Genomic DNA, 21,648 nt, shown 5'->3' on the forward strand with positions numbered 1-21,648 from the left:
CCAACCTGGTGTACTCCTACACCCAGAATGGCAACAACAACACGCAAAACGTGGTGCAGAACGCCAACTAAGGCGAGCTGAGAAACAAACGAAAACCTGAGCCTGAACACAAGGCTCAGGTTTTTTTATGATGTAAGTTATGAATAGTTGCCAAGGGCGAAAATATCATTTTATCATCCTACGTTGGAATCAGGCACTACCCCCGTATTCGTAAATGCAGTTGAGTTGTAGCGGTTTCAAATTGCATATATTAACTTTTATCAATATATATATCATCAAGCAACGTAGTGACGTTAGTAAACGTAATAGATACATACTGTTTGTCTAATGTTGATTACGCCTGTTGCGCGTTTCAAATTTATGCCTTCATGCTTAGTAACACACGGTAAATAAGTTGTGTGTTTTTTGTGAATAGTAATACGATACTTTGTCAATCAGACTTATTATCTTTGATACTCTTAAAGGTCTGTTCAAACCGAACACTGTTATGAATCGTCTTCTCTTTGTTTTAATAAGTATTGTTTTTGGTACAGCACAGGCGCAGAAAGTCTCTCAACCTCAGAGCAATACATTAGATGCTTATTGGGATATTCCAATATCAGGCAATCAAAGGGTTAATACAGTTTTGGTAAAAAGTCAAACTGATATTCCTGATCCATCTTCGCCGTTAAGTTCAGTGAAACTTTATCAGGAGGGTTTAAATAATCAGGCAGTTGTTCAGGCTCTATCAGGCACCAACAACCGGTTAGATATAAACCAAGTCAATAATGGTAACAACGTAAATGCAACATTAGCTGGTGCTAATAACAGTTTAATTCTTACTCAAACTGGAGGCAACAATATAGCTAACATTGGCTTAGGGGGAACAAATAACCGATTCATGATTACTCAAGATGGCGGAGACGTAGTAAATCTACAGGGGATTCAGAAAGACAACTTGCGTTTAGAACTAAGGCAAGGTGCCGGGGCCAACTCTTTTAACATGGACAATTCGACTCTGTTTAAAGACCCGCTTAGTACCGGAATTCCTAATCTGCGGATCGAACAGTCGGGCGGAGCATCTATTACGATTCAACAAGGCAGAGTTTTCGGGAACTGATGAGGGCTTTTCTACGCTTCGTTCTGCTCGTTTTTTTGGTAGTAATTAGTTTGGATGGGCGAGCTCAAGACCCAGATCTCGATGAAGGTCGCTTGGTTGAGGGGACTCTGGATGAAGCCGTTGTCTCTAATGAAGGCACAGAAACACTGCTCCTGGATAATACCCGGTCGAAAATTGGCCGTGAGTTCTACGACGCCTTTTTTCGCCACTATGCTGAACTGCCAAAATCGCTAAGCAACTCTCCTATCCCATCGGATACGACTGCCAAGGTGACCCCAAATCTAGAATTAGATCTTAATGCTTTTCTGGTGACAATTGACGAATTACCAGCCTTTGGCGTCGGGACTACGATTATTTCTGTAACACTTAACGATCAATTAATTTGGCAAAATTATGTGCAAGCACGCTTAGACATCGTGGAGTTATACGCTTACGATGCTGCTGAAGTTACTAATCAATTTGTCCTTAATTTCAAGGAGGTTCAGCAATCGCTCGAAAGCGAAGACCAAAAAGGAAGTGGCTTATTTTAAACGCTTAAACAGTTCTTGTTTGTTGTAACCTGTACTCTACAACGCATTATGAAACAGTTCTTACTCCTTATTTTTTTGATCACCGGGGCTTCTACTTATTCATCAGGTCAAAATTTCATTTACCGCCCTAATAACCCAAATTTCGGAGGTAGTTACTTAAACTACTCCTGGTTACTAGGCCAGGCGCAAGCGCAGGATAAAAATGTCGATCCAAAAGCGGCAAAGTCGTCAACACCTGGCAGTTCTTTTGGTACCAGCACGACCAGTACACTAGATAACTTCTCGCAGAGTATCGAGAGCCAAATTCTGCAACGTATAACCAGCCGGTTAGTTACCAATCAATTTGGCGAAGGTGAATTAAAAGAAGGTACCTATCGATTTGGGACGTATCAAGTTGAGATTCGTAATGGGACCGACGGAGTTATCGTACGAATAGTTGACGGCAAAGGAGGAGAAACTTCCGTTACTGTTCCTTACTTCTGATCACTAACTCGTCTTATTATTACTTACAAGAGGGCAAATTTGCCGCTTTCACTTCCTCTTTTTAGTTGCAACAATGAAAGTAAATTTATCCAATGCCGCTCAGATCATTATTCTGAGTGGGTTGGTAGGTGTTATGTCAGGCTGTACAGCCTTTTTCTACCAACCAACAAAGGCCCGGCCGGCTCGATTAGGCGAAGAAACTCCAGCAACCGCAAGCCTACGCAGACTTCCACCCGCTAAAGAAAAAGTGGTAGCGGCCGTTTATAAATTCCGCGACTTAACCGGGCAGTACAAGTTAACCGAGGCAGGTTCTAACTTCTCAACTGCTATTACGCAGGGCACTACAAACATTTTATTAAAAGCACTCGAAGAAAGTGGTTGGTTTGTTCCTATTGAACGCGAGAACGTGAGTAACCTGCTTAACGAACGTAAAATTGTTCGATCGAGCGTTGCACAGTTTAAAGAAGGAGAAAACTTACCTCCACTTCTCTTCGCAGGTATTATACTTGAAGGTGGTGTTGTTTCGTATGACGCGAATATCATTACTGGTGGTGGCGGTCTTCAATATTTTGGTTCAGGTGGTTCAACCCAATACCGACAAGATCGTGTAACGGTTTATCTGCGGGCAGTCGCTACAAAGTCCGGTAAGATCTTAAAAACTATTTACACATCTAAAACCATACTGTCTCAAACCGTTAACGCCAGTTTGTTCCGATACGTAACTTTTAAACGTTTGCTGGAGACTGAAACGGGACTAACGACCACTGAACCTGGTCAATTAGCCGTTACCGAAGCAATTGAAAAATCGGTTCAAGCCCTGATTATTGAAGGGGTGCGGGATGGGTTATGGGGCGTAGCAGATAAATCGGCTGCAGATATGAAGACGGTTCTTGACGACTATGAGAAAGAGAAAACCGTAATGAGCGAAACAGACGTATTTGGTATCCGTAATGAACTGGCACCATCGCGAGTTACGGTTAGCCCGTATGCTGGTGTTATGCGTTATTACGGTGATTACGCGCGTCATACCCTCAAAGGCAGCTATGGTGCCTCAGTCGATCTTCACGTTACGCCGGCCCTCGGCTTTCAGGTAAACGGGGCTACGGGAACCTTAGCCAGCGAGGGCGCTTTCTCCAGCAATATTTCATCTCTGGAAGGGAATATACTGTTCCGGCCTACTCCTTATCAACGCTGGACAACTCTTTTATACGCTGGAGCAGGCATGGTGTCACGCACTGGTTCGTCGGCCCTTCAACTACAAGGAGCTAAGTATTTTCAGGCTCAGGGCGGACTAGGCGTTCAGTATTCGTTCAATAAGAACATTGGTCTCAGATCAACTATATCGTATAACCAGCCATTTACGGACGAATTAGATGGACGAGTAACGGGAGCACGTAATGACTATTACCTACGTGGAACGTTAGGCTTAGTTATACACCTGGGTCAGTTCTCCGGATCAAAAGTAAAGCCAATTACGGCCTCACAGGCTCCTCAGGCTCAGCCTGCTCCTATTACTCCGGCACCGACAACGACACCCGTTAATCCGCCATCTACGCCGAACAATAGATAAGCTTCTCAACTTTTTTAACCGATTGTATAATTATCAATGAAATACATATTTTATCTAACATTACTGATTGCGGGGGCAATTGGCGTGTGGAGTTGTAATGAAGAAGTGTACGTTGAGCCCGCTCAACTGACAACCATTCGGGGGCGTGTTCTGTATAGTGTTGATCAGCGGCCAGTTAGCAATGCGACAATAAAGCTGTCGCCATCCAGTCGTATAATTAATACGGATTCGTTAGGAAATTTTCGTTTTGACAGTGTACTAGTCGGTAAATACACCGTCGAAGTGACCAAAGCTAACTATGCAACAGAAGTAGCCACGGTAGAAACGAATGTGAATACGTCTCCGGTAATAACCATATTGTTGTCCGATGAAACGCGCCAGAATACGGCACCTACATCGCCAACTCTGGTTACTCCAGCAATTAACAGCACAGTACAGCCAGTTAATTTAACCTTAAAGTGGAGTGCTACTGATCCTAATCGAGACACCCTTACCTATGACGTATTGCTGTACCGGAACGGTAGTCTTACGCCTACCTCCTCAGTAACCGGGCTTACGGTCGATAGTTTAGTAGTGAACTTAGATTATAATTCATCGTATCTGTGGCAGGTAATTGTTAAGGATGGTGTCAGTACTGTCAACGGTCCGATATGGTCATTTAGGACAGGTGCTTTTCCAGAATATAATTACGTGTTCACCAGACGTGTAAATGGAAGGTACCAGATTTTTGCCTCGAATACTGCCGGTAATGTAGCCCAATTTACTTTCGAAGGAAGCAACTGGCGCCCCATTGTAAGCCCGAATGGCCAGCAAATCGCCTATATCTCCAATGTGGATACAGAGCTTCAATTATATGTAATGAATTCAGATGGTAGTAATATCAGGCGTGTCACAACAGTGCCAGTCGCAGGTTTAATACCAACTGATTTGTCGTTCTGCTGGTCGCCGGACGGAACCCAGCTTCTTTATCCGAGCAACGACCGATTGTACTCGGTGCGAACTGATGGCACCGGTTTGCAACTGGTTCACAGAGCGTGGATGGGTCGTACGTTCGCAGGCTGTGACTGGACTCCACAGGGTAATCGAATTGTTTTCCGTTCAACCGGCACTAACGTTTACGACAATGAGATTGTAACGATTAAGCCGGATGGTTCAGAAAGTAATCTACTTTATGTCCGTCGTATGGCCCGGATAAGCAATCCTGTATTCTCGATCAATGGACGTACACTAATATTTTCATCAGACTCCAGCAACTTCGTGAACGAGCAAGCTCGCCAGCTCGATGCCCGGCTTTACCAGATGGATATAACAACCAAAAAAGTGACGGAGGTCACAACCAGTAGTTCATCTGGAGGCACCAACAAGCCAGCCGGAACGAACGATCTGGAGCCGCGTTATTCACCGAACGGTGCTCGAATCATTTTCACAAATACGGACAATACCGGCAATGGAGTGCGTTCGGTATATGCAGCCGATTTAAATGGTGGTAACCGAAATTTATTGATTACTGATGCCGAAATGCCGTATTGGCGACAGTAAGTAAATGAACAATAACTTATAACACGAAATGGCCCTGAGCGAGAGCTTTCAGGGCCATTTCGTGTTATGCTTACACTATGACAGATTACTTAAAAGACGCTCTTCGCAAAGCGGCTATGTTCTGCGCATATCAGGAACGAACGCAACAGGAAGTCCGTGATCGATTAAAGGAATGGGGTGTTTGGGGGGATGATGCCGAAGAAGTTATCGCCGAGCTGATTCAGCAGAACTACTTAAACGAAGAACGCTTTGCAAAGTCGTTTGCTGGTGGCAAGTTTCGGGTAAAAGGCTGGGGTAAGCGTAAGATCAAACAACATCTTCAGCAGCGAGGCATCACTGGTTATAACCTTGATCAGGCGATGAAAGAAATTGCCCCTAACGACTATCGCGAAACTTTGACTGAATTGTTAAACAAAAAACGCCAGAGTATTCGTGACGATAATCCACTGGTCGTAAAGCAAAAGCTAGTACGCTATGCGATGAGTAAAGGCTACGAATCAGAGTTAATATTCTCAATTTTAGGTAATGAGGATTGACGTATGTTTCACTAACTGGTCTTTTTTACTCATTTTTGCTTTTTATCATTTAACTCGTTCTTCATGCCCCGACTTTTTCTGGATGCTGAACGCATGGATAATCTAACCAGTGGTCTGGGGCAGGTTTGTCTGCATCTGGGGCACGAACTGGTGCGGCAGAAACCAACGGGTTGGGAACTCACCTTTTTGGTGCCTCAGGAGCAGGTTGGTGTATTTGGCCCTTCGGTAACTTACATCGTGGCCACCCGATGGCGACGCATATGGCATCCCTGGAAGTATGATCTCTGGCATTGCCCGTATCAGAACACCCGGTTTGTCCCCACTCGTAAGACTAAGTTTATTTATACAATCCTGGATCTGAATTATTTGTCTTTACCGGTTTATTCTGCCCAGCGGAAAGCCCGTCAGAAGAAACACTATCAGCAATGCATCAATGCGGCAGCAGCCATAACAACGATTTCTGATTATGTAGCCCAAGACGTACGGCAGCAACTAGTTGTCCCTGGTACTACCCCTCTCGAAGTAATCTATTGTGGCGTAAAAACACCTTCATCTCCGCCAACTACTTCGCCGACAGTGCGACCCAATCAACCTTTTTTGTTTTTTATAGGTATGCTGCAACCCTATAAAAACGTCCATACATTATTGCCCATATTAGAAGCATATCCCGGTCTTCAGTTGGTACTGGCTGGTCCTAACGACAAACCGTACGCTCAGGAGATCCGGCAACAAGCGCAACAGATAGGAGTTGCAGACCGGCTCCTCATGCCAGGACCTATTGATGAACCAACAAAGTGGTGGCTCTATGCCAACTGTGAAGCACTTATGTTTCCTTCATTGATGGAAGGTTTTGGCTTACCCGTTGTTGAAGCGATGACTTTTGGCAAACCCATATTCTGCTCTCCGCTAACAAGCTTACCCGAAGTAGGCGGCCCTGATGCGTTTTATTTTCCCTCGTTTGACGCCGAAACGGTTGTCAATACATTCCGGCGAGGTATGGAAGCGTACCGGCGCGATCCGGATATGGCGAATCGCCTGAAACAGTATAGACAGCAGTTTCAATGGGACGTAGTAGCTGGTGATTATTGGCAGCTCTATCAGGATGTATACGCTGGCAAAGAAACGGTTTTATCTCGGCGGGCGAGTCTGTCAAAAACCAACTAACCGTTTATCTTATCATTGCCGTATCGCTTCCATAGCATGGCAGAATGAATTAATCGGCTCATGCGTAGTTACGTAGCCTAATGATTGAACGTATTGGTTAAGGGCGTTTATGTTGTTTTGCCCCTCATCTAGATCGTGCACTTCAATCACCATTTTACGGATACGGCTCATCAATTCGGGTGCCGTGTTATATATGATATCATATTCACTGCCTTCGCAGTCCAGCTTCAATAAATCAACGAACTGGAGTTCATTTTTCTGAATGATATCGGTAAGTGTAATGCAGGGTACGGTTAGCTTATGCGTATTATTTTCATTAAAGTCCGCGAACCGAGATGCTACAACCTGGCTGTTTTCTTCTGCTTCGGCAAACAAATCGAGCTTTTCGAGTGGTAGGCCCGTCACTGCCTTTTGAGACAGTCTAACACTTTGCTGAAGTCTAGGATTCTCTACTAATGTCCGTTGAAGCGTTCTCACATTGGCAGGCATCGGCTCATAAGCGTAAATCGTCGCTTTTTCAATCTTCGACAAGAGCTGAATGTCAAAGAACCCGGCATTGGCCCCAATGTCAATAATTACAGGTTCATTAGGTAACACACGAACCAATGCATCAATCTCATAGACATCAGCCATAAAGATTTCTTTGAACACCTGATACAAGCTATCCGATACCTGAAACCGGACGGGCAACGGCCTCGTTGTGAATAAAAGGTTACGTTTCCGTCGCTCTCCCTTACGAAATATATATTCACCAGGGTTAGCTATGTGCCGCCACAATCTGAAATATCGGCTAAGACCCTCAACTGCCATATCTTAAGTTTTGGCGAAAATAACGAATTAAAATAACGCTGTTATCAGAACAACACTTGACAGGTTATGCTTACGAGCAAACTGGTATGTGCTTCTACTATCAAAACCGGATTTGTCGGCTCTTGATAAATCAACTAATCAGCAACAAAACAGAGAAGCCCTGCCGTGAAAGTTACAGCGGGGCTTCTCCATGTTGTATCAACTCTGTTTATAACTAGAAATCAGCATCCATCACAAAGCCTTTGGGCTCCTCAGCAACTGGTGTAGGCGTAGCGCTTTCCGAATCTTGTGGTTGAGCCGCAGCTTTCATTGCTTTAAACTTCGCCATTACTTCACCGCGCTGGTACTCACCAACCCGCTTCTCAAAGAAGTTTGTTTTACCCTGCAACGAAATCATGTCCATGAAATCGAATGGATTCGATACGTTGTAAAGTTTACGTAGGCCAAGCGTTACAAGCAAATGGTCAGCTACGAAAGCAATGTACTGCTTCATCAGTTCGGCATTCATCCCAATCAGCGAAACAGGTAAAGCGTCGGCCACAAACTCCTGCTCAATCTCAACGGCATTCCGGATAATGTCGTAGATCTGTGACTCGGGTAACTTATTCACAATGTGGTCGGTATAGAGCATACAGGCAAAATCGCGGTGTAGCCCTTCATCGCGTGAAATGAGCTCGTTCGAGAACGTCAGTCCAGGCATCATACCTCGCTTTTTAAGCCAGTAAATGGAACAGAACGAGCCAGAAAAGAAAATACCCTCAACAACGGCAAAAGCAATAAGCCGCTCGGCAAACGTACCATTGTCAATCCAACGCAACGCCCACTCGGCTTTTTTCTGCACGCATGGAATTGTATCGATGGCGTTCAGTAACCGATCTTTCTCGACAGGATCTTTGATGTAGGTATCGATCAGCAGTGAATACGTTTCGGAATGGATGTTTTCCATCATGACCTGGAAGCCATAAAAACACTTGGCTTCGGCGTATTGAACTTCTGAGAGGAAGTTAACGGCAAGGTTTTCGTTCACGATTCCATCCGAAGCGGCAAAGAACGCCAGTACGTGCGAGATGAAATGGCGCTCTCCATCGTTCAGACTATTCCAATCTTTCATGTCCTGGCCCAGATCGATTTCTTCGGCCGTCCAGAACGACGCTTCATGGGTTTTATAGTATTCCCAAATATCCCAGTGCTTAATCGGGAACAGGACAAAGCGGCCTTTGTCTTCTTCTAAGATAGGTTCAATTACGTCGTTCTGTACCATAACGAATAAAGAGTTTTATAGGCAATAAAGCAGCCGATCCGGCCGCTTGAGTGGACTAGTGTTGCGTAAACTTGTTCTAACAAAATTAGACCTTTTAGCTGCGTTTACAACCGGCAACTTCGTTGATACAAATGACGAAAATTTATAACATGTACACAATCAGCTGATTGAACGACAACGACTTGAGTAATTTCTTGAAATAGTTCAGCAATAATGTTCAAATAAGAAGACTGATCGATTTACCGCTTACTAGCTACATGTTAATTAGTCAATGTATCGACTATTTCGGCATTACGTCTGGAAACTACCCCTGTTTGTTTTACGTTGCTAATAAGATAAACCATCGCTTCGACGCGGGGCCGCCCGTGCGGTCCGACGTTTCGGCGATCCGACCACAACAAATACAACGTGACGACGGAAGAAAAAGCCACCGGTCAACAAACCGGACTAACCGATATTGACCTGACGGGTTACGACCGAATTGAAGTTCTCGGTGCCCGCGAACATAATCTGAAAAATATTGATGTTACCATCCCCCGTAATAAACTGGTGGTTGTGACCGGAATCAGCGGCAGCGGTAAGTCATCTCTGGCGTTCGATACCATTTATGCCGAAGGCCAACGCCGGTACATGGAGAGCTTTTCGGCCTATGCCCGCTCCTTCATCGGTGATATGGAACGGCCCGACGTTGACAAGATTAATGGCCTGAGCCCGGTTATCTCGATTGAGCAAAAAACAACATCGAAAAATCCACGCTCGACGGTAGGAACCACCACGGAGATTTACGACTTTCTGCGCCTGCTTTACGCTCGGGCTGGTGAAGCCTTCTCCTACGTAACAGGCCGCAAAATGGAACGGCAATCGCAGGACCAGATTATCGACACGATCCTCAATCAATACGGTGGTCAGAAACTAACCTTACTGGCTCCAATAATTAAGGGACGTAAAGGTCACTACCGCGAACTATTCGTACAGATTGCGAAGACTGGCTATACTAAAGTTCGGGTAGATGGCGTCGTGCAGGATATTGTGCCTAAGATGCAGCTTGACCGCTACAAAATCCACGACATCGAGATCGTCATCGACCGGATCGTCCCCAAACCCGAAGATCGGTATCGGCTGAGTCAGTCGGTGCAGACCGCCTTGAAGCAGGGTAAAGGTGCCATGCAAATGCTCGATGGGAACGGTCAACTGGTTTACTTCTCACAGAACCTGATGGACCCGGAGTCGGGGATTAGTTACGATGAGCCGTCCCCAAACTCATTTTCGTTCAACTCGCCCTATGGTGCTTGTCCGGTTTGTCATGGCCTGGGCGTGGTCGAAGAAATCACCGAAGATTCCGTCATTCCGGATAAGTCATTAAGCATCAGCCGGGGTGCCATTGCGCCACTGGGTGAGTTTCGCGAGCTGTGGATTTTCAAGGAGATTGAAGCAATTCTCAAAAAATACAAGCTGAACCTCAGCACCCCGGTTACTAAGTACCCCGAAGATCTGCTTTACGCGCTTATGTATGGTACCGAAGACGAAGCAACGGTTCCATCAAAGAAGTATCCTGGTCAGGACTATTACAGCTTCAAATTTGAAGGGATTGTTAACTTTCTAAAACGGCAGCAGGAAAATAGCACGGACAAAATTCAGGAATGGCTCAAAGACTTTATGGTCGTGAAGACCTGTCCTGAATGCGACGGTGCTCGTTTAAAGAAGGAATCGCTTTACTTCAAGATCGACCAGAAGAACATTTCCGAGCTGGCCCGCATGGACATTGCGGAGCTGACCGAATGGTTCAACGGTTTAGAAAGCCGCCTAACCGATCGGCAAAATGTTATTGGTAAAGAGATTTTAAAAGAGATTCGGAAACGGATTGGCTTCCTGCTCGACATCGGTCTTGATTACCTTACTCTCGACCGTTCGCTACGTACGCTATCGGGTGGCGAAGCGCAACGTATTCGACTGGCTACACAGATCGGTACGCAACTGGTGGGAGTACTCTATATAATGGACGAGCCAAGCATTGGCCTGCACCAGCGCGACAATGTTAAGCTGATCGATTCGCTAAAGAACTTACGTGATTTAGGCAACACCGTATTGGTTGTTGAGCACGATAAGGACATGATGCTTGAGTCTGACTACATTCTCGACATCGGTCCTGGCGCGGGTCGGCACGGTGGACAGGTGGTAGGTATTGGCACACCAGAGGAGTTTGTCCGGAACGGCAGTACCACAGCCGCCTATTTGAGTGGTCGCCGGAACATTGATGTGCCAACCGAGCGCAGGAAGGGTAACGGCAAGTTTCTGATTATTAAAAATGCGACGGGGCACAACCTTAAGAACGTAACGCTTAAGCTGCCACTGGGCAAGATGGTTACGATAACGGGCGTATCAGGCAGCGGGAAATCATCGCTGATTCACGAAACGCTGTTCCCGGTCCTGAACCGCCACTTCTATAAGTCGAAGCGGGAGCCGTTGCCGTTTAAAACGGTCGACGGATTAGAATATCTTGACAAAGTCATCGAGGTAGATCAATCGCCTATTGGCCGTACCCCCCGATCGAATCCCGCTACGTATACGGGTATGTTCTCCGAGATCCGGACCTTATTTGCTGAATTACCCGAAGCCAAAATTCGGGGATACAAACCTGGTCGTTTCTCGTTCAACGTAAAGGGCGGCCGATGCGAAGACTGCGAAGGAGCGGGCATGAAGAAAATCGAGATGGAGTTTCTGCCAGATGTGCACGTCATGTGCGAAACCTGCAAAGGCAAACGCTTTAACCGCGAAACACTGGAGGTACGGTTCAAAGGCAAATCGATCGCCGATGTGCTCGACATGACGGTTGAGCAATCCCTTGAGTTTTTTGCCAGTCAGCCGAAAATTCTGCGCAAAGTGACAACCCTAAATGACGTTGGTTTGGGTTATATTACGTTGGGACAACATGCTACTACGTTGTCGGGAGGAGAAGCGCAACGGGTGAAGCTCGCCGAAGAGCTTTCCAAAAAAGATACGGGTAAGACGCTTTACATCCTCGACGAACCAACAACGGGTTTGCACTTCCAGGACATTGCACACCTGCTGAATGTATTGAATAAACTCGCCGACAAGGGGAATACCGTTCTGATTATTGAACACAATCTGGACGTTATCAAAGTCTCCGATCACCTGATCGATCTCGGTCCGGAAGGCGGCAACAAAGGTGGGCAGATCATCGCCGAAGGCACTCCCGAGAAAGTAGCAGAAGCGAAAGGCAGTTATACCGGTAAGTTTTTGAAGCTGGAATTGGAAAGGTAAACACCGCAAATCCGTTATCTTCGCTCGTCTCAATACAACCTGCGAAATTGGCTTATGCGTAACCCTTTCTTTTACATTTTATTGCTTGTGCTGGTCGTTTTAGACGGCTGGCTGCTGGCACACCCCAACCTGATTGGCCGGGCTGGGGTGTTCTTTTTTGACTATACGTACCTCGAAACGTTCCCCAAAGCGCTGGGTACGGTTGCAGCTGTAGTGGCTATATCGATGCTTATTTCTGGAATCATTTCTCGCTTAGGCCGTCCTTTATCCATCATTATTCTGGTCGCCTTATTCGCTGGCTCCGCCTTCTATACATTCCAAAGCTTCACCCAATACAATTCAGGCGTTTACAAGCTTACCGGCGCGGGATTTCGGGCGGGTGCGATTTTGCTGCCGGGTCTACTAGTATTGGTATTTGGTAAGGGAGCGTTTGATCTTTTCCAAAAGAAACCAGCTCGTCGATGAAACAGATACTTATCCTTTACGCTGTTTTATCGGCAAGTTTAGCCACTGCCCAATCGGCTTACCTTCTCCGTCCTGATCGCGTTTTTGATGGTGAAGCCATGCATGAAGGTTGGACCGTACGCGTAAAGGGTGATAAGATTGACGCCGTAGGTCCGCTTAATACGATTCAGGCGAATGGCGCAGAAGTCGTCGACCTGAAAGGTACTACGTTAATGCCCGGCCTGATTGAAGGCCATTCACACCTGCTACTTCATCCCTATAATGAAACACCCTGGGATGATCAGGTTTTGAAAGAAGCCCGGTCATTACGGGTAGCCCGCGCTACGGTTCATGCTCAGAAAACACTCATGGCGGGTTTTACAACCGTGCGCGATCTTGGCACGGAAGGCGCTGATTACGATGATGTGGGCTTGAAACAAGCCATTAATCAAGGCATCATTCCCGGTCCTCGTATGGTCGTTGTGACCAGGGCACTTATCGCTACCGGCAGCTATGCGCCAAAAGGATTTAGCGCCGACATTGACGTACCACAAGGTGCCGAAGAGGCTGACGGGCACGATGCGTTGATCCAGGCCGTTCGGCGGCAGATTGGGAAAGGAGCCGACGCCATAAAAATCTACGCTGACTACCGTTGGGGACTAATGGCCGAAGCACGTCCGACGTACACCATTGAGGAGATTAAACTCATTGTCGACGTAGCACGCAGCAGCGGGCGAGCGGTGATTGCTCATGCCAGTACGGCCGAAGGAATGCGCCGGGCGATTCTAGGTGGTTGCGAAACGGTCGAACATGGCGATGCGGGTACGCCGGAAATTTTCGCGCTTATGAAACAGCATAAAACGGCCCTCTGCCCTACCCTGGCCGCTGGTGACGCAGTGAGTCAATACCGGGGCTGGAAGAAAGGGCAAGATCCCGAACCGGAACGTATTAAGCAAAAACGAGTCACCTTCAAGCAAGCACTGGATGCCGGCGTACCTATTTGCGCGGGTGGAGATGTTGGTGTGTTTTCGCACGGGGACAACGCCCGCGAACTGGTCATGATGGTCGATTACGGGATGAAACCTCTGGACGTATTACGGTCAGCGACTTCCGTTAATGCCGACGTATTTCACCTGGCCGATCGGGGCCGGGTACGCCCGGGTTTATTAGCCGATCTGGTTGCTGTTCAGGGTGATCCGATAAAATTAATCACGGATGTGCAGCGCGTTCAGGCGGTTATGAAAGGTGGTATTTTCTTTAAACGGTAGCGTAAAACTTATTGCGCGCTCGTTAAGTTACATTAGAATATAAACGTTAAGCGGCTTTTTTAAGTCAATTTCATTCGTCGTTTAGCTTTTTGGGCTAATTTCGCCCGGCATGGACGTATCCTGTTACTCAACAAGCTGCTAATCCGTTATTTCTGAATACTCTACCCTGATTTTTGTATGGCAAACACTGCTGATTTAACCGTTGACGGCAAATCGTACCAATTCCCAGTTATTGAAGGAACGGAACACGAAAAAGCTTTCGACATCTCAAACCTCCGTGACCAAACCGGTTATGTTACCTTAGACCGGGGCTATAAAAACACCGGTGCAACCCAAAGTGCCGTTACGTTCCTCGACGGTGAGCAGGGCATTTTACAGTATCGCGGTTATGCCATCGAAGACCTGGCTGCCAAAGCCTCGTTTCTTGAGGTTGCTTACTTACTTATTTACGGCGAGCTACCCACCCAAGAGCAGTACGCCCAGTTCGAAAATTCCATTCGTCGCCACACGCTGGTGAACGAGGACATGCGGAAGATCTTCGACGGTTTTCCGGTCAACGCCCACCCAATGGGCGTTTTAGCGTCGCTCGTTAGTGCAATGAGTGCTTTTTATCCGGATTCGTATGAAGGCTCGGGCCTGAATAATATCGACCTGCACATTACCCGGCTACTAGCTAAGTTGCCTACAATAGCGACCTGGTCGTACAAGCGGGCAATGGGTCATCCTATCAACTACCCAAAAAACACGCTTGATTATATTCCGAACTTCCTCAACATGATGTTTGCCTTGCCGGTCGAAGATTATACGGTCGATCCGGTTGTTGCCGAAGCGCTGAACGTACTGCTTATTCTCCACGCTGACCACGAGCAAAACTGTTCGACCTCAACCGTTCGCCTTGTTGGCTCGTCGCAGGCAAACATTTATTCGTCTATTTCAGCGGGTATCAGCGCCCTTTGGGGACCGTTACACGGTGGCGCGAACCAGGAAGTGATTGAGATGCTCGAAGACATTAAAGCTGATGGTGGCGACGTATCGAAATACGTAGAGATGGCGAAGAATGCCAAGCAGACTGGTTTCCGACTGTTCGGCTTTGGCCACCGCGTTTACAAAAACTTCGATCCTCGCGCCAAGATCATCAAAAAAGCGGCTGATGACGTATTAAGCAAACTCGGCGTTAACGATCCGGTTCTGGAAATTGCCAAAGGACTCGAAGAAGCCGCTTTGAACGACGAGTACTTTGTACAACGCAAATTGTACCCAAACGTAGATTTCTACTCGGGCATCATCTACCGGGCGTTGGGTATTCCGACCAATATGTTTACGGTAATGTTTGCCATCGGTCGCCTACCGGGCTGGATTGCTCAGTGGAAAGAGATGCGCGAGCAAAAGGAACCAATTGGTCGCCCGCGTCAGATCTATACGGGTTCTACCCTTCGCGAATTCAAATCGATTGAGCACCGGTAGACTCACCCAGTTTTTTTATTCAAAAGCTCTGGTCTTACATAAGTCCAGGGCTTTTGAATTTCTGTACGGATTCATGAATGCACTCTTTGACTATATTCAAAAAACAAAAAGCGATGGCCGAATCATCAGCCATCGCTTTTCAAGCACATATCACACGTAATTAATCTTCGATTTCGCCTTCATCATCCGCGTCGGTCCCCGCGAGAACTGGATCGAGCAGGGCGTTTTCATCTTCGGCGATCTTAGCCCGAATTTTGCCTTCAATTTCGGCCATCAATTCCGGGTTGTCAAGCAACAGCTCTTTCACCGCATCACGGCCCTGTGCTAAACGGCTGGTACCGTACGAGAACCAGGAACCTGATTTCTTAACGATTTCCATTTCAACAGCCAGATCAAGCACTTCACCAACTTTGGAGATGCCTTGTCCATACATGATATCAAACTCCACAACTTTGAAGGGAGCGGCTAGTTTGTTCTTAACGACCTTAACCTTGGTCCGGTTACCAACTACGTTGTCGGCACCTTCTTTGATCTGACCAATACGACGAATGTCCAAGCGAACCGATGCATAGAACTTCAGTGCATTACCACCAGTCGTAGTTTCAGGGTTACCGAACATCACGCCGATCTTCTCGCGCAACTGGTTGATGAAAATGCAGCAGCAACCGGTTTTATTGATCGTACCCGTTAGCTTACGTAACGCCTGCGACATCAACCGAGCCTGTAGACCCATTTTGCTTTCGCCCATTTCGCCTTCGATCTCGGCTTTCGGAACCAGCGCGGCTACAGAGTCAATAACAATAATGTCAATAGCGCCGGAGCTAATCAGGTGCTCGGCAATTTCAAGCGCCTGTTCACCATTGTCAGGCTGTGAGATTAACAGGTTTTTAGTATCGATGCCCAGCTTCTCGGCGTAGACACGATCGAACGCGTGTTCGGCATCAATGAAAGCGGCCAAACCACCTGCCTTTTGCGCTTCGGCAATGCAATGCATTGTCAGCGTGGTTTTACCCGACGATTCAGGACCATATATTTCGACGACACGACCACGAGGCATTCCGCCGATACCCAATGCCAGATCCAAGCCAAGCGAACCCGTTGAGATAACAGGAACGTCTACAACTTTACTTTCGCTCAACCGCATAACGGTGCCTTTACCGAATGCTTTGTCGAGCTTTTCAATGGTGGTTTGGAGGGCCTTTAATTTACTGTCATTAGCAGATGCTGTGGCTTGCGCCGTATCTGATTTTGCCATGTTAGGATGGTTGTTTAAACAGATAAAATTAACCAAAAACGGCCAGATTACCAAACAGATTTCTGAAATAGTTAAGGTATTTTAAGCCGCTTTCCGAGCCAAAAAATCACGACAAGAGCGCCTGCTTTATCTATTGATAATCAATGGATAAAGCAGGCGCTCTTGTCGATGGATGTAGGCTACAATGTCGAGTCTGCGCGGGCCGGTTCCTGCTGAGCCGGAGCCAGCTGCTGCCCCTGGGGCTGGGGCTGTTGTGGTTGCCCTTGCTGATACCCCGGATACGCCGACGCATCGCCATTCAGACGCTGAGATGGACCGATTACTTCCACATTGGTGATGTAGTATTTGGTCTCTCCGTTCCAAGGAAATTTCAGAATCTTCTCTTCGTAATGTAACGTAACGCGCTGCCCCGTTTTTACAGCATCGGTAATCTGCTTGGCTACATTGTCATCTTTTACCGAGAAGTCAAAATACTGGGGCGTCAGCGAGCCAGTCTCTCCGGAGAACCCACCAACATTTAATACGCCTTCGTACGTCTTGAAAAGATACCCCCGACGGCTGAACTTCGATACGGTACCAGCACGTTCGCCATCGCTATAACTCCATCCCGTCAGGGCGTATAACACACCTAAGACGACTAATAGGAACAGTAGGAAGTACAATAATCCTCGCATGGATCTTGATTGGTTTAGTTGCGGTTAGTGCGCACAAATTGACAAATTTTTCTGACAACTTCTGTTTAGAACGGTGCCAACCCTGAATTGTTCGGAAGTCAACTGCTCTGCCAGTCGTCTTTTCACCTCCCTCCTTCTGATGTTTTGGCTCCTATTTCGTTACTTTGCCGTTGAGATGACAACCCACTTAACAACTTGGTAGTCAAATCCGAAAAACCGGAACGCCGGAACGATCAAAAAATTCGTTGTTAACCCTTCTTAATCCTCCAATGAGTACAATCCAAAGCATTCATGCCCGTCAGATTCTGGATTCACGCGGTAACCCGACCGTCGAAGTAGACGTTCGAACCGAAAACGGTTATCTAGGACGTGCCGCCGTGCCATCAGGAGCGTCAACGGGCACCCACGAAGCTGTCGAACTTCGCGATGATGACCCAAAGGTCTACGTTGGCAAAGGTGTCCTTAAGGCTGTATCTAACGTCAATGAATTAATTTTTCCTGAGTTGGTAGGTATCTCTGTCTACGACCAGAGCATGATCGATAAAATCATGCTGGAGTTAGACGGTACGCCTAACAAGGCCCGCCTGGGAGCAAATGCGATTCTGGGTGTATCGCTGGCTGCTGCTAAAGCCGCTGCCCAGGAAGCAGGTCTTCCCCTTTACCGGTACATCGGTGGGGTTAACGCCAATACGCTGCCGGTTCCGATGATGAACATCCTGAACGGGGGCTCCCACGCTGATAACTCCATCGATTTCCAGGAATTCATGGTTATGCCTGCCAATGCGCCCAGCTTCTCGGAAGCGCTGCGGATGGGTACCGAAATCTTTCATACCCTAAAGAAAGTCCTGAAAGGCATGGGCCTGGCCACCAACGTTGGCGACGAAGGCGGATTTGCGCCAAACATCAAATCCAACGAAGAAGCGATCCAAACCATTCTGCAAGCCATCGAGAAGGCAGGCTACCGTCCGGGCGAAGATGTCTGGATTGCGATGGACGCAGCCAGCTCTGAGTTCTACGATGCCGATGCCAAACAGTACCATTTCAAAAAGTCGACCGGCGACAAGCTGACCTCCTCAGAAATGGCGAACTATTGGAAAGAATGGGTTGCTAAATACCCGATCTTATCCATCGAAGACGGCATGGCCGAAGACGATTGGGATGGCTGGAAAATGCAGACGGACCTGCTGAAAGACAAGAAAACGCAGCTTGTTGGCGACGACCTGTTTGTAACGAACGTAACACGCCTGCAGGAAGGTATCGACAAAGGCATTGCCAACTCGATTCTGGTGAAAGTAAATCAGATTGGTTCGTTGACCGAAACGATCGATGCCGTTAACCTGGCACACCGGAACTCGTATAAGAGCGTCATGTCACACCGTTCGGGCGAAACTGAAGACGCAACCATCGCGGATCTGGCCGTAGCGCTGAACACGGGTCAGATTAAAACAGGATCGGCTTCTCGTTCAGACCGGATGGCCAAATACAATCAGCTAATCCGGATTGAAGAAGAATTAGGCGAAAGCGCTTACTTCCCAGGATTGAAGTTCTAATCATACAGGTAGTCGTTGATGATCATTCATTGTCATTATTCTTACTACATGATAATCAATGACCATCAACGATTACCTGTATGACCACATAACATCTGCTATCCATGCTCCAGAAACTTCTTCGCTTTGTGCGCAACTTCTACGTTGCAACCGGTCTGGTGCTGCTGTTATGGATGACGTTTTTCGATGCCAACGATCTGATTTCACAAGCCTGGAACTGGTGGAAGCTGCGTGAGCTTGAAGCGGACATTACGTTCTATCAGAACAAAATTAAGGCTGTACAGACCGAACGGCGGGAGGTACTGGGCAACGACCGGCTCCGCGAGAAGTTTGCCCGCGAGAAATACCTGATGAAAAAGCCTACAGAAGACGTATTCGTCATCGTAGATGAGCATAATGAACCGCTGGAAAAATAGTAAAAGTGGCCAGTCTGTAAGCAATACGTTATTACTGGTTTGCGTCGGCGACTGACCACTTTTGCACTTGCTGCTAGAGTATGATTTCCGTTCTCTTTGTTTGTTATGGAAACATTTGCCGTTCGCCGGTAGCCGAGGAGGTCTTTCGCCAACTGATTGCCCAGGCAGGCCTGGAGAAAGAAATCCAGTGCGATTCGGCCGGTACTTCTTCTTATCACCTTGGCCAGCTTCCCGACCGCCGAACGCGGGAAAATGCCCTCGAACATGGCCTGACACTCACCCACCGCGCCCGTCGCATGACCGGTGACGATCTGGCGCAGTTCACGTATTTCGTAGCTATAGATGAACTGAATCTGGAAGCCATCGAAAAGCTGAACTACCGCAGCACCGGCTTACACACCACCGACACCATTTTTCTGTTGCGAGAGTTCGATCCCGATGTCAGTGACGAGCCGAACGTACCCGATCCGTATTACGAAGGACCAGAAGTATTTGAAGAGGTTTATCAGATTGCGTTACGTTGCTGCCGTCAACTTCTTGCCTACCTGGTTCAACAGCATAATTTCAATTTATTAAAGAGCGAAAGAATGAACGAGTGACTGAGCGAAAGAGTGGTTCGTGCGCCAGCCACTCTTTCGCTCAGTCACTCGTTCATTCTTTTGTCCTCTAACTCTCTACAACTATGAATAAAAAAGTAATTCTTATTATTCTCGACGGCTGGGGCATCCCCCTTAAGCCGGAGGTGTCGGCTATCGAAGCAGCTAATACGCCCTTCATAAATTCACTGTATCCTAAATACCCACATAGCAGACTGGAAGCTTCTGGTTTAGCCGTTGGGTTGCCAGCCGGACAGATGGGGAACTCCGAAGTAGGCCACATGAATCTCGGTGCCGGTCGTATCGTGTATCAGGACCTAGTAAAAGTGAACAAGGCGGTTGAAGAGCATACACTCGACTATGAGCCGGTGCTGGTTGATGCCATGAATTATGCCAAGACCCAGGGCAAAAAAGTGCATTTCATCGGGCTGGTGTCGGACGGTGGCGTCCATGCCCATATCGACCACCTGAAAGGCCTGCTTTCCATTGCTCACGCGAATGGACTGACGGATGTGTTTGTCCATGCCTTTACCGACGGCCGTGATACGGACCCTAAAGGCGGGGTTGGATATTTAACCGACTTACAGGCGCACATGGCGGCTACAACCGGTAAACTGGCAACGGTTATCGGCCGCTACTACGCGATGGACCGCGACAACCGCTGGGAGCGGGTAAAGGTAGCTTACGACGCCATGGTTCACGGTACGGGCCTCCACACAACCGACGCGATCAGTACGTTACAGGATTCGTACAACAATGGGATAACGGACGAGTTTATAACGCCGATTATACTCACCCAGCCCGGTTCAGACAGTCCTGTCGCTGTGATTGAGGAGGGTGATGTTGTGCTTTGTTTCAACTTCCGCACCGACCGGGGCCGCGAAATCACCCAGGCCTTAACGCAGAAGGATTTCCCTGAACAAGGCATGAAAAAGCTGTCGTTGAATTACATCACGATGACGAACTACGACAGCGAGTTCGAGAACGTAAAGGTTATCTTCGACAAAGATAACTTAGAAAATACGCTCGGTGAAGTAGTGGCAGCCGCTGGTCGGAAACAGATACGTATTGCCGAAACCGAAAAGTATCCGCACGTTACGTTCTTTTTCTCCGGTGGCCGCGAAGAGCCTTTTAACGGTGAAAAACGTCTTCTATGCCCGTCGCCCAAAGAAATGACGGTATATGACGAGCAGGGCGTTGCGACAATCATCCCCGTAAAAACGTATGATCAGAAGCCCGAAATGGCTGCTTATGACATTCGCGATGCTATCATTCCCGAACTGCAAAAAGAAGAAGCGGATTTCATTTGTCTGAACTTTGCCAATACCGATATGGTAGGCCACACGGGCGTATTCGAAGCCGTTATAAAAGCCGCCGAAACCGCTGATGCATGCGCCAAGGCCGTTACGGAAGCTGCCCTTGAACATGGGTATGCAACCATCATTATTGCCGACCACGGTAACGCGGAGTACATGCTCAACGACGATGGCTCACCAAATACCGCCCACACCACGAACTTGGTGCCGTGCATTTTGGTCGATAAGGACTATCACCCGAAGCTGAAAGACGGTAAACTTGCTGACATTGCACCAACGATTCTGCACCTGATGGGCATTACTAAACCGGCAGACATGGGCGGAGAAAGCTTACTAATAAACTAGCTTATCCACTTATACACCGTCATAAAAAAAGCGCTGAGATATCTCA

19 protein-coding genes are annotated in these 21,648 nt (G+C 47.5%); 15 read left to right on the top strand and 4 right to left on the bottom strand.

The annotated features are described in order from the left end of the window. Positions 1 to 487 precede the first annotated feature (487 nt). The 7 genes from ACYVBJ_RS26300 to ACYVBJ_RS26330 all read left to right on the top strand — a co-directional run bounded on the left by ACYVBJ_RS26300 (position 488) and on the right by ACYVBJ_RS26330 (position 6,921). A complete protein-coding gene (locus tag ACYVBJ_RS26300; RefSeq protein ID WP_460985286.1) occupies positions 488 to 1,099 on the top strand; it encodes a curlin repeat-containing protein in 612 nt (203 codons plus the stop codon). Continuing rightward, positions 1,099 to 1,629, top strand: a complete 531-nt coding sequence (locus tag ACYVBJ_RS26305; protein WP_460985287.1) for a hypothetical protein — start codon at positions 1,099 to 1,101, stop codon at positions 1,627 to 1,629. Before ACYVBJ_RS26300 ends, ACYVBJ_RS26305 begins: the two co-directional genes overlap by 1 nt. Positions 1,630 to 1,677: 48 nt before the next feature. Beyond that, positions 1,678 to 2,112 carry a curli production assembly/transport component CsgF gene (locus tag ACYVBJ_RS26310; RefSeq protein WP_460985288.1) on the top strand — a complete coding sequence of 145 codons (435 nt, stop codon included), beginning with the start codon at positions 1,678 to 1,680 and terminating at the stop codon, positions 2,110 to 2,112. 73 nt (positions 2,113 to 2,185) lie between these two features. Beyond that, positions 2,186 to 3,682, top strand: a complete 1,497-nt coding sequence (locus tag ACYVBJ_RS26315; RefSeq protein ID WP_460985289.1) for a CsgG/HfaB family protein — start codon at positions 2,186 to 2,188, stop codon at positions 3,680 to 3,682. Positions 3,683 to 3,718: 36 nt separating this feature from the next. Continuing rightward, entirely contained in the window at positions 3,719 to 5,221 is a 1,503-nt protein-coding gene (locus ACYVBJ_RS26320; protein ID WP_460985290.1) for a carboxypeptidase regulatory-like domain-containing protein, read from the top strand. A gap of 77 nt (positions 5,222 to 5,298) precedes the next feature. Continuing rightward, the gene (locus ACYVBJ_RS26325) at positions 5,299 to 5,757 is read left to right on the top strand and encodes a regulatory protein RecX (protein WP_460985291.1); all 459 of its coding nucleotides are present in this window, start codon (positions 5,299 to 5,301) and stop codon (positions 5,755 to 5,757) included. Positions 5,758 to 5,820: 63 nt separating this feature from the next. Continuing rightward, on the top strand, positions 5,821 to 6,921 hold the full coding sequence (locus tag ACYVBJ_RS26330) for a glycosyltransferase family 4 protein (RefSeq protein ID WP_460985292.1): 1,101 nt from the start codon (positions 5,821 to 5,823) through the stop codon (positions 6,919 to 6,921). Between the two features lie 12 nt (positions 6,922 to 6,933). Here ACYVBJ_RS26330 and ACYVBJ_RS26335 read toward each other — a convergent pair whose 3' ends face one another. Next, positions 6,934 to 7,554, bottom strand: a complete 621-nt coding sequence (locus ACYVBJ_RS26335) for an FkbM family methyltransferase (protein ID WP_460985293.1) — start codon at positions 7,552 to 7,554, stop codon at positions 6,934 to 6,936. Positions 7,555 to 7,945: 391 nt separating this feature from the next. Next, a complete protein-coding gene (locus ACYVBJ_RS26340) occupies positions 7,946 to 8,992 on the bottom strand; it encodes a ribonucleotide-diphosphate reductase subunit beta (RefSeq protein WP_460985294.1) in 1,047 nt (348 codons plus the stop codon). A 408-nt stretch (positions 8,993 to 9,400) separates the two neighbouring features. Between ACYVBJ_RS26340 and uvrA the strand changes: the two genes are divergently transcribed. From uvrA to ACYVBJ_RS26360, 4 genes are all read left to right on the top strand, one after another. Further along, positions 9,401 to 12,274 (top strand): excinuclease ABC subunit UvrA, encoded by a 2,874-nt coding sequence (gene uvrA, locus ACYVBJ_RS26345; RefSeq protein ID WP_460985295.1) that lies wholly within the window; start codon positions 9,401 to 9,403, stop codon positions 12,272 to 12,274. A 54-nt stretch (positions 12,275 to 12,328) separates the two neighbouring features. Further along, positions 12,329 to 12,739, top strand: coding sequence for a hypothetical protein (locus tag ACYVBJ_RS26350; protein ID WP_460985296.1), 411 nt, complete (start codon positions 12,329 to 12,331; stop codon positions 12,737 to 12,739). Beyond that, on the top strand, positions 12,736 to 13,986 hold the full coding sequence (locus ACYVBJ_RS26355) for a metal-dependent hydrolase family protein (RefSeq protein WP_460985297.1): 1,251 nt from the start codon (positions 12,736 to 12,738) through the stop codon (positions 13,984 to 13,986). Before ACYVBJ_RS26350 ends, ACYVBJ_RS26355 begins: the two co-directional genes overlap by 4 nt. Positions 13,987 to 14,163: 177 nt before the next feature. Beyond that, the gene (locus tag ACYVBJ_RS26360; protein ID WP_460985298.1) at positions 14,164 to 15,450 is read left to right on the top strand and encodes a citrate synthase; all 1,287 of its coding nucleotides are present in this window, start codon (positions 14,164 to 14,166) and stop codon (positions 15,448 to 15,450) included. 160 nt (positions 15,451 to 15,610) lie between these two features. On the opposite strand, the gene recA is transcribed toward ACYVBJ_RS26360, so the two are convergent. Continuing rightward, positions 15,611 to 16,705, bottom strand: coding sequence for a recombinase RecA (gene recA / locus ACYVBJ_RS26365; RefSeq protein ID WP_460985299.1), 1,095 nt, complete (start codon positions 16,703 to 16,705; stop codon positions 15,611 to 15,613). Positions 16,706 to 16,884: 179 nt separating this feature from the next. Beyond that, positions 16,885 to 17,379, bottom strand: a complete 495-nt coding sequence (locus ACYVBJ_RS26370) for a hypothetical protein (protein WP_460985300.1) — start codon at positions 17,377 to 17,379, stop codon at positions 16,885 to 16,887. Between the two features lie 269 nt (positions 17,380 to 17,648). On the opposite strand from ACYVBJ_RS26370, the gene eno reads away from it, so the two are divergent. From eno to gpmI, 4 genes are all read left to right on the top strand, one after another. Continuing rightward, complete coding sequence (gene eno / locus ACYVBJ_RS26375; RefSeq protein WP_460985301.1) at positions 17,649 to 18,929, top strand: phosphopyruvate hydratase; 1,281 nt, start codon at positions 17,649 to 17,651, stop codon at positions 18,927 to 18,929. Positions 18,930 to 19,033: 104 nt separating this feature from the next. Further along, entirely contained in the window at positions 19,034 to 19,345 is a 312-nt protein-coding gene (locus ACYVBJ_RS26380) for an FtsB family cell division protein (RefSeq protein ID WP_460985302.1), read from the top strand. A gap of 80 nt (positions 19,346 to 19,425) precedes the next feature. Next, on the top strand, positions 19,426 to 19,944 hold the full coding sequence (locus ACYVBJ_RS26385) for a low molecular weight protein-tyrosine-phosphatase (RefSeq protein ID WP_460985303.1): 519 nt from the start codon (positions 19,426 to 19,428) through the stop codon (positions 19,942 to 19,944). A gap of 83 nt (positions 19,945 to 20,027) precedes the next feature. Continuing rightward, the gene (gpmI, locus tag ACYVBJ_RS26390) at positions 20,028 to 21,602 is read left to right on the top strand and encodes a 2,3-bisphosphoglycerate-independent phosphoglycerate mutase (protein ID WP_460985304.1); all 1,575 of its coding nucleotides are present in this window, start codon (positions 20,028 to 20,030) and stop codon (positions 21,600 to 21,602) included. Positions 21,603 to 21,648 lie beyond the last annotated feature (46 nt).

The organism is Spirosoma fluminis, assembly GCF_054778895.1.